9 protein-coding genes are annotated in these 13,660 nt (G+C 44.3%); 7 read left to right on the forward strand and 2 right to left on the reverse strand.

The window, feature by feature from the left end:
- Window positions 1-146: 146 nt before the first annotated feature.
- From AB5542_RS00320 to AB5542_RS00330, 3 genes are all read left to right on the forward strand, one after another.
- Window positions 147-953 (forward strand): KilA-N domain-containing protein, encoded by an 807-nt coding sequence (locus AB5542_RS00320; RefSeq protein ID WP_279038633.1) that lies wholly within the window; start codon window positions 147-149, stop codon window positions 951-953.
- A gap of 247 nt (window positions 954-1,200) precedes the next feature.
- Entirely contained in the window at window positions 1,201-2,001 is an 801-nt protein-coding gene (locus AB5542_RS00325) for an ABC transporter ATP-binding protein (RefSeq protein WP_279038632.1), read from the forward strand.
- Entirely contained in the window at window positions 1,998-3,623 is a 1,626-nt protein-coding gene (locus AB5542_RS00330) for a hypothetical protein (protein ID WP_279038631.1), read from the forward strand. The genes AB5542_RS00325 and AB5542_RS00330 overlap by 4 nt, the downstream gene beginning before the upstream one ends.
- On the opposite strand, the gene AB5542_RS00335 is transcribed toward AB5542_RS00330, so the two are convergent.
- Entirely contained in the window at window positions 3,613-4,797 is a 1,185-nt protein-coding gene (locus tag AB5542_RS00335) for a dicarboxylate/amino acid:cation symporter (protein WP_117774671.1), read from the reverse strand. The genes AB5542_RS00330 and AB5542_RS00335 overlap by 11 nt on opposite strands.
- Window positions 4,798-5,267: 470 nt before the next feature.
- Between AB5542_RS00335 and AB5542_RS00340 the strand changes: the two genes are divergently transcribed.
- Window positions 5,268-6,305: an alpha/beta hydrolase gene (locus tag AB5542_RS00340; protein ID WP_279038651.1), complete on the forward strand. Its 1,038-nt coding sequence runs from the start codon at window positions 5,268-5,270 to the stop codon at window positions 6,303-6,305.
- Window positions 6,306-6,366: 61 nt separating this feature from the next.
- Here AB5542_RS00340 and AB5542_RS00345 read toward each other — a convergent pair whose 3' ends face one another.
- Window positions 6,367-7,998 (reverse strand): dipeptidyl-peptidase 3 family protein, encoded by a 1,632-nt coding sequence (locus tag AB5542_RS00345; protein WP_279038630.1) that lies wholly within the window; start codon window positions 7,996-7,998, stop codon window positions 6,367-6,369.
- Window positions 7,999-8,158: 160 nt separating this feature from the next.
- Between AB5542_RS00345 and AB5542_RS00350 the strand changes: the two genes are divergently transcribed.
- The 3 genes from AB5542_RS00350 to AB5542_RS00360 all read left to right on the forward strand — a co-directional run bounded on the left by AB5542_RS00350 (window position 8,159) and on the right by AB5542_RS00360 (window position 13,660).
- On the forward strand, window positions 8,159-8,725 hold the full coding sequence (locus tag AB5542_RS00350) for an RNA polymerase sigma factor (RefSeq protein ID WP_229128147.1): 567 nt from the start codon (window positions 8,159-8,161) through the stop codon (window positions 8,723-8,725).
- A 118-nt stretch (window positions 8,726-8,843) separates the two neighbouring features.
- Window positions 8,844-9,995 (forward strand): FecR family protein, encoded by a 1,152-nt coding sequence (locus tag AB5542_RS00355; RefSeq protein WP_279038629.1) that lies wholly within the window; start codon window positions 8,844-8,846, stop codon window positions 9,993-9,995.
- 83 nt (window positions 9,996-10,078) lie between these two features.
- Entirely contained in the window at window positions 10,079-13,660 is a 3,582-nt protein-coding gene (locus tag AB5542_RS00360; RefSeq protein ID WP_279038628.1) for a SusC/RagA family TonB-linked outer membrane protein, read from the forward strand.

Genomic DNA, 13,660 nt, shown 5'->3' on the forward strand with positions numbered 1-13,660 from the left:
GTTGCGATTTAGGGGATGTGGTCAGGTTGATTGCAATTTATAATGACGATTTGCAGGTTTGCTATTTTTATTTTAATCAATTAAAAAGGATATAATCTTATAAATTATAGCGACTTTTGTGATTGAAACTTAATGCATCAATTACAATGGCAAAAATTACCGTTCAAAATACAGACATTAGTGTTGTCAAGTACGATGAAGAAGACTACATCAGCCTTACGGATATGGCAAGAAGTCAACTGCAAGAGCATATTATCTTCCGTTGGCTTAGTCTTAAAAGCACGATCGAATACCTTGGAGAATGGGAAATGCTGTATAATCCTGATTTTAATTGTACCGAATTCGGTACAATTAAAAATGCGGCGGGAAGCAACAATTTCGTGCTTTCGGTGAAAACGTGGATAGAACGGACGAATGCAATCGGCATCCGTTCTAAAGCTGGTCGCTACGGCGGCACGTACGCACATCGGGATATTGCATACCATTTCGGTATGTGGATTTCTCCTAAATTCCAATTACTTCTTGTTAAGGAATACCAACGATTAAAGACTGAAGAGCAAAGGCTACTCGGTTGGTCGGCGAAGCGTGAATTGTCGAAAATCAATTACCGCATACACACTGATGCTATAAAGAAAAACCTTATTCCGGCAGAAGTCACAGCGGCACAAGTGAGCATTATTTATGCCAATGAAGCCGACGTCCTGAACGTGGCAATGTTCGGTATGACGGCAAAACAATGGCGGGAAGCCAATCCCGAACTGAAAGGAAATATCCGTGATTATGCTACTATCAACGAACTGATTTGCTTGTCGAATATGGAGAACCTGAATGCAGTGTTTATCGAACAGTGTATGACACAAAGAGAGCGTCTTGTTAGGCTAAACCAAATAGCCATTCATCAAATGAGTATATTGGAAAGTGGTGACAATAGCAGCCGTAAGTTACTTAAATAAAGAATTATGGAGTGCAAGGATTAGTTATTGCTGTGGATGAAATGGGTAAGCATGGGGTATTGATTTCGTTGGATGAAGAACGAACCCAATGGTGGAACCGTCATTGCTAGCGCAGGCTTATCCGGCGAGTGATGTCCAAGAGAGTTCCCCAAAGGTGTTTGCTTTTGGGGAATTTTTATGCTCATTTCTTAAATTATCCTTTATCTTTGTCATGATGTGTTCAGAGAATAATTAATAACGTCAGTATATGGCAGATGATTGCGTGATCCGGGTGACCGGTCTGAAAAAGAGTTTTCCCAAGGGGAAAGAGGTTTTACACGTGTTGAAGGGTATCGATATGGAGATCCGGTCGGGAGAGGTGATCGGTTACCTTGGGAGTAACGGGGCGGGGAAGTCCACGACCGTGAAGATTATGTGCGGGTTACTGGAGGATTTTGAAGGGAAGGTGGACGTGTTGGGGTATGATGTTCGGGAAAATGATATAGAGGTGAAGAAACGGATCGGGTATATCCCGGAGAATGCCGTGATGTACGAGCATTTGACCCCGATGGAGTATTTGGAGTTTATTGGAGCTATGTACGGGCTGGACCGGAAGGAGGTGAACCGGAAGGCTGACGAGTTGCTCTCGTTGTTCGAAATGAGGGAGAACCGGGACGAGAGAATGGTGAATTTCTCGAAGGGGATGAAACAGAAGGTGCATATTATTTCGGGATTGCTGCATAACCCGGAAGTGATTTTCATGGATGAACCTTTGAATGGGTTGGATGCTAACGCGGTGATTATCGTGAAGGAGGTCATTGCTCGTTTGGCAAAAGAGGGGAAAACGATCTTTTATTGTTCACATTTGATGGATGTGGTGGAGAAAATAGCCAGTCGGGTGATCCTGATTAATGAGGGTACGATTATCGCTAACGGTTCGGTTCGGGAGTTGATGGAGGAGGCCGGAACGAGTTCTTTGGAGGGATTGTTCACGAAGTTAATAGGAGCCACGGGGCAGTCGGAAAAAGCGGAACAGATTGTAAACGCTTTTGAAAACAGGGAGTCATGATTAGGGTGGTGACACAAATTCTGCGACTCTTTCAAGGGGTGTTTACCCGTATGGGCGTTGATTTCGACCGGATGCTGGCCATCGTGACGGTGAAACTGACGGTGGATAACCGGATTGACCGGAGTGGACGGAACAAGAAAAATGCGTCGAACGCATTGATGAGGCAGGGAATTTTACTCGGAATTTGCGGGCCGATCTTTTTCTTGACGGGAATAGCGTCGGGAGCTTTTGGGGTGTCGCTTTTGTTATTCCAGTCGTACCTGTTTCTGATGTTGATGATGAGTTTTATGATGGAATATTCCCGGATTCTTTTTGACGGGAACGATAATCATATATTGCAGCGTTTGCCCGTGAATTCTAAAACGATACTGGTTGCTCGTCTCGTGTCGATGTTGGTGTACATGTTTTTTCTTTCCGGTTGTATGTCGGTGATCCCACTGGTGATTGTCTGTTTTTGGAAAGGGGTGATGTCCGGGGCTTTTTTCATTATTTCAGTGTTTCTGAACACGATTTTCACGTTGCTTTTTGCTAATGTTATTTATCTCGGGGTGATGCGCTTTATTTCCGTGGAGAGGTTTCAGCGGGTGATGAGCTATGTTCAGGTGGTGTTGATTGCCGGGGTGGCTTTGAGCTACCAGTTGGTCGGGCAGTTAATTCATAATATTCAATTGGATATGTTTCAGCCGGGGACTTGGATGTATTTTACGCCACCTTGTTATTTTATGTCCTTGACGGTGATGGTTAAGCAACCGACGGGACCCGCCTTGTTGCTGGCGTTGATCGGGGTAGGGCTTGTTGTCGTGCTTGGTTATATCACGGTGGCTTATCTTGCTCCTTATTTTGCGGCAAAAGCGGGTGTGTTGAATTCGTACTCACCCGTGAGCAAGAAACGTAAGGGGGGAAAGGAGGGATGGCTTTACGGTTTAGCACGGGTGTTTGGTCGGAGCCCGATGCAGGTGACCGGGTTTGTCTTGGGATGGCGTATGACCCGTGATAATTTGAAGTTCAGACAAGGTGTTTTGCCCATGATGATTTACACGATGTTCTTGGCAGTTTTCTTTTTATACCAGGGACGGCAGGAGGAAGCTGGCGGCATTGCTTATTATATGCCTCTTTACATGATGGCGATGATTAGTATCGGAATCCAGATGAATATGTCAATCACGGATAAGGGTGATTTACTTTGGCTTTATCGTTCCAAGCCATTGGAGCGTCCGGGGGCCTTGATCCTCGGGTGTTTCAAGGCTTTGTTCGTGAAATATTATCTTCCGGTTTACGTGTTGCTCTGCGGGATTTTTGTTGCGATGCTGGACTGGGCGATTCTTTCGGACCTGTTGTTTATTCTGGTCGTGAGTACGTTGGTGAGTTACATTTATCTATGGTTTTCCGGGATGCTTTTTCCATTCTCGAAAGAGAAAAGTTCCGTGGATTCCGGGCGGAATATGTTGCGGGTTATTGTACTGATGCTTATGCTGGTTCTTGTCGGGGGAGCGCATACGCTGGCTATGCGGTTGTCATGGTTTGGAATCTGGGGAGCTATCGTGGTGATGTCGTTTCTCGTTTTCTTGATGGAATTCGTAATATGTCGTGTTTCTTGGCGGAAGGTGATTTCTAACTATTAATACTTTTTTGTTTTGTAGAACGGTGGCTGGATGCTTTTGTCATGATTAATGTCAATGCCCCGTCTCCCGTGATGTTGCAGGCTGTTCCGAAACTATCCTGTAAAGCGAATATAGTTAGTAGAAGGGCTGTTCCGGCCTCATCGAATCCGAGAACGGAGATCACGATTCCCAGCGAGGCAATCACAGTTCCACCGGGAACTCCCGGAGCCCCGATGGCGAAGATGCCGAGTAGGATGATGAACAGGATCATGACGGTTAATGACGGGAGCGAGCCGTAAAGCATGAGTGATACGGTCATCACGAAGAAGACTTCCGTTAGGATGGAGCCGCATAAATGGATATTCGAGAATAGGGGAACGGCGAAATCAATAACATCGTCTTTTAATACCGGGCTTTTCTTGGCACATTTCAACGCGACAGCCAGCGTGGCGGCCGATGACATCGTGCCAACGGCAGTGAGGTAGGCGGGGCCGTAGTACTTCAATACCTGCCAAGGATTCTTTTTCGAGATGGCCCCGGCAAGGACGTACAGGAAAGAAAGCCACACGAACTGGGAGATGATAACAATAACCATAACCCCAAGGAACACGGGGAGTTGTTTCGTGATGGCACCCTCGTAACTTAACGCGCAGAAATTGGCCGCGATGAAGAAGGGGAGGATGGGTATAAGAATGCGGTTGATGAGTAACAACACCATCTTCTGGAAATTGTCCAGTAGGTTTTCGAACACTTCCGATTTGGTCCACACTGTGGCCAGACCGATCATGATGGCCAGTACGAGGGCGGTCATCACGCTGACAACAGGGGGTATATCAAGGCGGAAGATTAATTCCGGTAATTGTCGTAAGGTTTCTTTCACTGGTTCGATGGAGAGGTGTGGGATCAGGGTGTACCCGGAGACCATGGCAAAGAAGGCTGCACCGATGGAGGAAAGATAAGCGATGATGAGAGCCAGAGACAACATTTTGGAGGCGTTATCTTTCATCTTGGCGATCGAGTAGGAAACAAATCCTAAAATAATAAGTGGAACCATGAAGAAGATCAGTTGCCCGAGGATGTATTTCACGGTAACGACAAAGTTCATAAAGCCCTCGTTAGCGACGAATCCGAGAAGAATCCCGATAATGACGGCGATGATTAATTTGAATATGGTACTGGAAAATAATTTCTTCATGTTTCTTTTTTTCGTTTATATCGTCGTGAAGAGTCGTTTAGTTACAGGAGAGTGTGTCAAAAGTCATTTTTCAAACTCCCTCCTCCCTTCGGGGTATTGAGCTTGCAAGCAGTCTCGAATCGGCTCTCGCTCGACAGACAACGAGTAAACTCGCTGTCTATTCTCGTTTACTCGCCGATTTCCCTCTATAAACAGAAGAAGAGTTGAAATGCTATCTATATTCGGGAAGAGTCACCAGCTCATCCTCTGTTTGTAGAGGAGGTGGCACGAAGTGACGGAGGAGTTTTTTGAGGATAAAATACCTTTTGACACACCCTCAATAGAAACCGTAAAAGTGGTTATTTTTACGGTAATTTGTATACAATCCATACCGATTGAATCTCATACCTTTACATCATAAAATCAGAAGTAATGGATATGAAATTTAAAATTGAAATAGTATGAGTATAAAGACAATTGTAGCAACAGGAATGTTGTTCCTTGCCGGAACAATCGTAAGCGGCCAAACAAGTACAAATCAAGTAAAAGAGAAGAATATGGAAAAGTTAGAATTAGTGAAAGAATGGGATAAAGTATTTCCACAGAGCAACAAGGTTGTTCACGAGAAAGTGACATTCCGTAACCGTTACGGTATCACGCTTGTTGCGGATATGTATATACCGAAAAATGCCGGGGGAAAGTTGGCTGCCATTGCGGTGAGCGGTCCTTTCGGGGCTGTCAAGGAACAATCGTCCGGGCTTTACGCGCAAACGCTGGCGGAACGTGGTTTTCTGACGATCGCTTTCGATCCTTCCTACACGGGTGAAAGCGGAGGTCAGCCCCGGTACGTGGCCTCGCCGGACATTAACACGGAAGATTTCAGTGCTGCTGTTGATTTTCTTTCGACTCGCGATGATGTTGACCCTGAACGTATTGGAATTTTAGGTATTTGCGGGTGGGGTGGTATGGCTCTTAACGCTGCCGCCATGGATACGCGTATTAAAGCTACGGTTACTTCCACGATGTATGACATGAGCCGTGTGAATGCCAACGGGTATTTTGACGCGATGGATGCCGACCAACGGTATGAGCTTCGTCGGCAACTCAATGCCCAGCGTACACTTGATGCCAAGAATGGCACGTATGAACTAGCCGGGGGAGTGGTCGATCCATTACCGGATGATGCCCCGCAATTCGTGAAGGATTATTACGCTTACTACAAAACGCTGCGTGGTTACCACAAACGTTCACTTAATTCCAATAATGGCTGGAATAAGACATCGTCACTTTCATTTATCAATATGCCCTTGTTGGTTTACAGCGATGAAATACGGAATGCCGTGCTTATGATTCATGGTGAAAAGGCTCATTCTCGCTATTTTAGTGAAGATGCATTCAAAAAATTGAAAGGTGATAACAAGGAACTTTTGATTATTCCCGGTGCAAGCCACGTGGATTTGTACGATAATCAGGCAAATGTTATTCCTTTTGACAAGATAGAATCTTTCTTTCGTGAATATTTGAAATAATAAAAATACCCAAGTTCATGTTGATTTTGAATTTGGGTATTTTGTATAATATCATTCCGGATTATAACCCTAGAACTTTAGTTCCTTGTTTGAAGAAAATATCCTTCGGGATGTTAGCTCCTGCGATACGATCCAGGTCTTTCTGTAAAGTCGGGGGAACGATACCCTTTTCTGCCACTAATTTACTAGCTTTCTGGATGTCACCGTCTCCTTCGATCGTGATATACTCTCCGGCAATCACTTCGATGTCTTTTTTCATCTTTTCGAAATCTACGGTGTAGTATCCCGTGGTTTCATCCTTGCTGATAGCTCCGCTTTCCATGAAATGGGCGAACTGCATCATGTTGGCTTTTCCGTGGGCGCTGGCAGCACCGAAACGAACGGAACGGAAGATTCCGGCGATAAAAGTCACGTAATTATCCATAAGGTCTTTGTTTTCCAATACTCCCCATTCTGCAAGTTTGGTCACGCAGAATAACCCAAGGATGTCCGCTTTACCTTCCTCAATAGAGGTGTAATAGTTTTGCAGGGCGGAACGAACGTCTTGTTTGCCATTCAGCGTGTATTTAATTCCCAGCCCGTGAGCGACTTCGTGGAACATCACGTTTTCGAAGAAAGCATCAAAACTAATGTGTTTTTGTTGATCGGGCGTAATTAACAATTTGGAAATCGGCACAACCATTTTCTCGAATTTAGCCTGCATGGAGTTTTTCAATTGCAGTTTACGGCTTCCTTTTGCCGCGTGTACTCTCGGGTCGTTCGGCAGGTTGATAGCGATATTTTTACTTCCGGCATTGCAATCTCCGGCGTAATAAATCACGTCGTAAGCGTTCATGTCCGGGTTAGCATTTGCTTTTTCCTTTTTGTATTTGGCAGGAACCGGTAAATTTTCCTGTAATTTGGGCAAGTATTGAGCGTATTCAGACAAGCGTTTGCTCCACTCTTTGTCTTTCACGAGGATTTGTCCGGAATGAGAAGCTTTATACCCGTAAAGTTGGTCTTCATAAGTTTCGATGGGACCTACTACGAAGTCTAGGGTGTTGTTTTGCATATCCATCCAAGCTAGGTCGCTGGCCAGATAATCGTCGTCCAAAAGGGCTTTTGATCTTAATGTTAAGTAGTTTTTCAATCCCGGGTCTTCGGCTAGTGCGGCAGCTTCTTCCAGTAATTTGGATGCTTTTGCCACTTCTTCCGGGTAAGCTTCGTGGAATGAAAGCACGATAAGCTTTCCGGCTGCATCCCGACGGATAACGCTATACCAGTCCGTTTTGCGAGGATCATCCAGTGCATCGAATTCTTCTTTCGTCATGTCAGCCGGGTAGAAGTTTGCTCCAAGAGGTTTTGCTCCCACGCCGTCGATGAAAGGTTTGTTGTCGTTTAATCTATCCCAAGGACCATAGTTTATGGAAAGATATTTCAGAGCGGCAGAATCCTGAGCGAATTGTGCCATCAATGCACTCTTATCTCCATAAGCGTTTTGCCAGAAGATGTTCTCCATGATATCGGCAACTTCGATAAGTATGGGAATCATTTTCTTCTCGTTTTCGGTCAATTGGTTTAAATCTGTTGTTAACGGGAATTCAGCATACTGATCTGCAAGCGCTTGATAGGGACTTGGCTTCGTTTCTTTCTTGGCCTCTTTACAAGAGAACAAAAAAACACCTAAAGATAGAAGTAGGAATAGTTTTCTCATTTTTATAAAATTTGTGTTTGAGTATTTGAGGGACGAATTTATAAAAAATTCCGTTACCTTTGTGATTAGTAGTCGTGAGCATTAATTTTTAGGAAGTATAAGGTGAACGATTCTGAGAAAAATAGTGCAAAATGTTATTTTTGCATTAAATATGAATTCAATGGCAGATTATCTGGACGGATTCAACAAGAAAAGCACAAAGGCCTGGGAGTATCTTTATCGGGATTATTATACTGCCTTGTGTAGTTACGTGTATAAAATAGTGGGGGATGAATCTGTTTCGCAAGACGTGGTGCAGGATTCGCTGATTGGGATCTGGAAAGCCGATCTTCACTTTTCTCACATGGAGAAGTTAACTTGTTATTTGTACAAAGCGGTGTACACGAATGCTATTCAATATCTTAGGACGGAGCGTCTTCATCACACGTTGTTACAATCTTACGGGGAAGAGGAAGTCGAGATTTCCGACCAGCATTTTGCCCTGACAGTGCAGGAGGAGTTAACTCGTCAACTACGCCTTTGTATTCAGGAATTACCGGAGGAACAGCGTAAGATCATCCATCTTAGTTTGGAGGGACTTTCCGGGAAGGAGATCGCGGATAAACTGGGAATAAGCATACACACGGTAAAAACTCAGAAAAATAGGAGTTTCAAGTATCTGCGTTCAAAATTGGGCGGTTCGTTTTATCTTTTATTTTTATTGGCCGGACAAAATCTTCCTCTTTAGTCGTCTGTGGCTATAATTTCGTCTGTCGGCTTAAAAAAGATAAGAAAAAATCAACTTTCTTGTCATACCAAAACAAATGTCGTTCACTATATAGAGTGAAATTATGATTGAAAGTTGTATGGATAAAAGATTAGAAAGAGCCATTACTCTATTTAAGAAATCTTATGTGGGAGATATATCCGAGGTGGGGCAAAAGGAATTGAATTGTCTTTTGGAGGATAAGACCTTGGAACAAGTTTACCAGAGATGGATGGATCATCGGTTACTTGTGGAAGGTATGGAGGAGGATAAGCGATTCCCTTATGCAGAGGGGTATAAAGAATTCAAGTCTTGTGTTGCTGGTATGCGCCATGTGAAGAGAAAGAGAATGATCTATCGCTTGTCCGCGGTGGCTGCGGTGTTTCTTTTGGTGGTAGCCGTTACGTGGTATTTGCAGGATGGTGGGGCCAATAAGGTGGAAAATAGGATGATTCGGGATGCGACGGAGAAAATCATCATGCCCGGTTCAAAACAAGCGCAATTACGCCTTGCAGACGGCAGGATGGTACAGGTGGATAAACAATCTTTGGTACAACATGAACAGGAGGGCGTACATATCTCCTACGAGGACGGTTCTATCCGGTACTCCTCCGATATTCAGGAATTGATATATAATGAATTATATACCCCGGCAAAGGGGGAGTTTTACGTGGAACTGGATGATAAAACGAAGATCTGGATCAATTCCGGAACGAGTTTGAAGTTTCCGGTAAAGTTTGTGGGCAAAGAGAGAAGGGTGATATTGGCGGGAGAGGCCTTTTTTGATGTTTCATCGGGTAGTAAGCCGTTTATTGTCGAAACCGCTTTGGGTGAAATCCGGGTACACGGGACTTCTTTTGACGTGAAAGCTTACCCGGATGAGGATATGGCAACCACGTTGGTAAGCGGGAAGGTCACTTATTCCGGTTCTCGGCAGGTCGAAATAAAGCCGGGTGAACAGTTGGTTGCCCGTGTCTCCGGAGAATTGGAGAAGAACATCGTGAACACGAAAGAATACACGGGGTGGAAGGATGGCCTTTACGTGTTCAACAGGAAGAGCTTGGAACAAATTGCCAAGGATCTTGAACGTTGGTATGATATTTCTATTGTTTTTGAATCCGATCAATCGAGAGAACTTCTTTTTACGGGGCATCTTAAGCGTTACGACACGATCAACGTGTTCCTGGAATTACTACGGGAAACCGGGGAGGTAAATTACAAGATACAAGGTAACGAGATTACCTTATACTAAATAAAAGAAAGCGGACTGTAATCTTTTGCACCGATGTAGCCCGCCTTCTTTGATGTATTATTAACTAAATACAATTCAAATGTATGAAAAAAAAGCGATTAATTAAAGCCGGCACGTCGGCTTTAGCGTATCAAAAATTGAAAAAAATCATGAAACTCAATGTTTTGTTTCTTTTTGTGTTTTGTTTTAATCTTTCGGCGAGTGTTTTTTCGCAGCACATGAAGGTCTCCTTAAAGTTGGAAAAAGCTAGCATGGAAGAGTTCTTTCAGGTTATTCAGGACAAGACAGGATTATCTTTTCTTTATAATTCCGAGCTTTTCGAGAATGAGGAAAAAATCACACTGGACATCGTGGACAAGCCGTTGAATGAGATCCTGACGGAAGTGTTGGAACCTAAAGGATTTACTTATAAATACCGGGATGAAGTGATCGTGGTAAAAAAGATTTCGATCCACGCTCAACAGGAAAAAGAAAAAAGGAGTATAACGGGAATTGTCAAGGATGACACCGGGGCGCCTTTACCGGGAGCAACCGTTCTCGTTAAAGGGACATTGACGGGCGTTGTCACGGATGTTAATGGAAATTTCAGTTTATCGACGGAGGACGTGCCGAATATCACGATCGTGATTTCTTTCGTGGGTATGAAAACACGGGAGATCGTGGTGGACGGGAATAAGCCGCTTGAGATCGTGTTGTTGCCCAATACGGAGGAACTGGGGCAGGTGGTGATTACCGGTTACTACCAGTTGTCACAGGAACGGAGTGCCGGCTCTTTCTCGGTTGTTAAGGGAGAGGAGCTTAGCCTGAAAAGCGATCCCAGTATCATTGGTCGGTTGAACGGGTTGATTCCCGGTTTCGTGGTGAATCCGTCCGGAACGGATAAATACCTTTTGCGGGGTGCGACATCCATCAATAGTTCCCGGGAGCCTTTGTTTGTCGTGGATGGAATGTCGATGGAGCTAAACACGCTGGAGGCAACGGTGAACCCGGAGGACGTGTTGAATGTCAGTGTGCTGAAAGATGCGACAGCCTCGTCCATTTGGGGGGCAAGAGCAGCCAATGGAGTGATTGTTATAACGACAAAGCGGGGGAGATTGCAAGAGAAAACACGGATCAGCTACACGGGGTCTTTGCAATTACAGGGATTACCGGATTTCGATTATCTCGATTACATGCGGGCTAGGGATTACGTGAACTTTGCCGTGAGCGTGTTTGACCCGGTGAAAACGAATTACGGTACGAACGTGTTGGGCAGGTACGGGATAATTACTCCCGTGGAAAGAATTTTATACAAGGGAGAAACGGGTGAATACTCCGCGACAGAGGTTGAGAGAGAATTGGATAAACTTCGGAATTCCGATAATAGGAAACAGATCGAGGATTATCTTTACCGCTGGAAGACGGTTCACCAGCACAACATCAGTTTATATGGCGGAAGTGATAAAGCGGCTTATTTTCTCTCCGTGAATTACAGGAATACAAAACCCCAGCAAAAAACGGTGAACGAGGATCGCTTGATCATTGATACCAAGAATGATTTCAACTTGACTTCGTGGTTAAAGTTGTCCGTGGGGGCCAATATTTCATATATGAACAAAAAGTACAAGTATCTTCCCGATGCGGTGGGTATGATTCCTTACGAGCGATTGAAAGATGCTGACGGGAATCCGACTTCGCAAATGCATATGTTTTATAGCGATGAGGCCGTTGCGTGGACAGGTCAGGAGTTGGATAAACGGAACATGATGCATTATGACTATGTGTTGTTGAATGAGCTTGATTTTCAGAAAAATAAAGAGAGTGTATTCAATGCCAGAATACAAGGAAAGTTGGATATAAAACTTTACGACGGGTTGACGTTCGAATCTCAGTTTCAATACCAGAACGGGTATGGTAAAGTCGAGAAGTTGGACAAAGCGGAATCGTTTAAAGTGAGAAATCTGATTGCACAACAAACCCCGCTGACTGCCGGATCGGTTTCCCGTGTTCCTGTTGGCGCTATTCAGGATAAAACATGGAGTAACACGATCGAATGGATTGTGCGGAATCAGATTTCGTATGATTTGAGTATCCGGGATGAACACAATATAACGATGCTTGCGGGAACGGAAATCCGTAAAAATATTCATGAAATAGACAATCGTATCGTTTATGGCTATAATGAAAACACCAAGCAGCATATAAGTCTTAACGAACAGCAAATGATTGCCGGGGTGACGGGAGGAACGATTGTTGACCCGAATAGCCAGACGAGTTCACAGCAAAGTTTCACGAACGGTTTTGGGACCGGGTACGTGAAATACGATAAGCGTTTCTTTTCTTTATACGCGAATGCGGCTTATGATTACAAGAGTAAATACGGGCTGAATGCCAGTATTCGTGTTGATCAGGCAAATTTGTTCGGTACGGATATTCGTTACAAACCGATCTGGTCTGTCGGGGTGCTATGGAACTTGCATCATGAAGATTTTTGGAACAGGGACTTGTTCGATCGCTTTACTTTTAGAATCAGCCGGGGAATTGCCGGTAACACGCCGAATTCTGAAGTCGGGGGACCTTACGACATCATTAGTTCTGCGGGATATGGGAACTTCTCGTTCGGGCAGACTCAAAGTTCGATGAATATTATTTCTCCTGCCTTGAAGAATCTGAAATGGGAAAAAACGACGATCACCAATTTGGGAATAGATTTTTCTACCTTGCAAAACAGGTTAAGCGGTTCGGTTGATTTCTACCGGAAGAATACAAATGATCTTATCGGACAACAGACGATAGACCCGACAGGAGGTTTTGCCACGATCTCAACCAATATCGGTAAGATGAGGAACACGGGAATCGAGATCATGTTGAGTTCCATCAATATTGCAAAGAATGATTTTAAATGGAGTTCCAGTTTCAATTTTGCTTATAATAGGAATAAAGTTGTCGATATTTACGTGGAACCGAATATCACGCAGTATATCAGTACCTACCAGCCTGTTTTTATACAGGGATATGAGGCGTACAGTATCTTCTCGTATAAATGGGCGGGACTGAACGAGATCGGGGAACCGACGGTCTATGATGAGAACGGGCAGGCGACTGATAAGGCAATCAGTGATATTAATGCTCTCGTACATTCCGGAACGGCCCAGCCTCCTTTTACCGGAAGTCTTTCCAACACGTTCTCGTATAAAAACTTGACTCTTTCGATACAGATTATTTATAATTTGGGACACAAGATGAGAGATGATGTTCCCGGTACGAATATCAGCGGACGTTTATTGTATAGTCAGGCCTTGAATGGGGATATTTGGAAGAACCCGATTCACAAGGATATGAAGCATGCTTGGAGAAAGGCCGGGGATGATACGAATGTACCCAGATGGTTGCCGGTAGGGGAGTCCAGACACGTTCGTGAGTACTACCCGGCGGCGGATATTAATATTATCAACGCGTCGTACATTTATATCAACGATATCACGTTGAGTTATAATTTGCCAAGTTCGATAGTAAGCCCGTTGAAGTTGAAACAATGTATGTTGAGCGTGCAGGTGTCTAACCCGTATTGCTGGAAAGCGAATAAGGAAGGGGTTGATCCGAGATTTGTGGGTTCGATGATCGGGGGACAGCGGACATTGAAATACGGGCCGGAGTATATGTTGAAATTGAACGTTCATTTTTAA

Source organism: Butyricimonas sp. RTP31003st1_G1_RTP31003_210430 (assembly GCF_040920905.1).
Taxonomy (GTDB): Bacteria; Bacteroidota; Bacteroidia; order Bacteroidales; family Marinifilaceae; genus Butyricimonas; species Butyricimonas paravirosa.

Excerpts from the sequence above, each read along its gene's own strand:
- AB5542_RS00320 (WP_279038633.1), top strand. The coding sequence starts at position 147 with ATGGCAAAAATTACCGTTCAAAATACAGACATTAGTGTTGTCAAGTAC.
- AB5542_RS00325 (WP_279038632.1), top strand. The coding sequence starts at position 1,201 with ATGGCAGATGATTGCGTGATCCGGGTGACCGGTCTGAAAAAGAGTTTT.
- AB5542_RS00330 (WP_279038631.1), top strand. The coding sequence starts at position 1,998 with ATGATTAGGGTGGTGACACAAATTCTGCGACTCTTTCAAGGGGTGTTT.
- AB5542_RS00335 (WP_117774671.1), bottom strand. The coding sequence starts at position 4,797 with ATGAAGAAATTATTTTCCAGTACCATATTCAAATTAATCATCGCCGTC.
- AB5542_RS00340 (WP_279038651.1), top strand. The coding sequence starts at position 5,268 with ATGTTGTTCCTTGCCGGAACAATCGTAAGCGGCCAAACAAGTACAAAT.
- AB5542_RS00345 (WP_279038630.1), bottom strand. The coding sequence starts at position 7,998 with ATGAGAAAACTATTCCTACTTCTATCTTTAGGTGTTTTTTTGTTCTCT.
- AB5542_RS00350 (WP_229128147.1), top strand. The coding sequence starts at position 8,159 with ATGGCAGATTATCTGGACGGATTCAACAAGAAAAGCACAAAGGCCTGG.
- AB5542_RS00355 (WP_279038629.1), top strand. The coding sequence starts at position 8,844 with ATGGATAAAAGATTAGAAAGAGCCATTACTCTATTTAAGAAATCTTAT.
- AB5542_RS00360 (WP_279038628.1), top strand. The coding sequence starts at position 10,079 with ATGAAAAAAAAGCGATTAATTAAAGCCGGCACGTCGGCTTTAGCGTAT.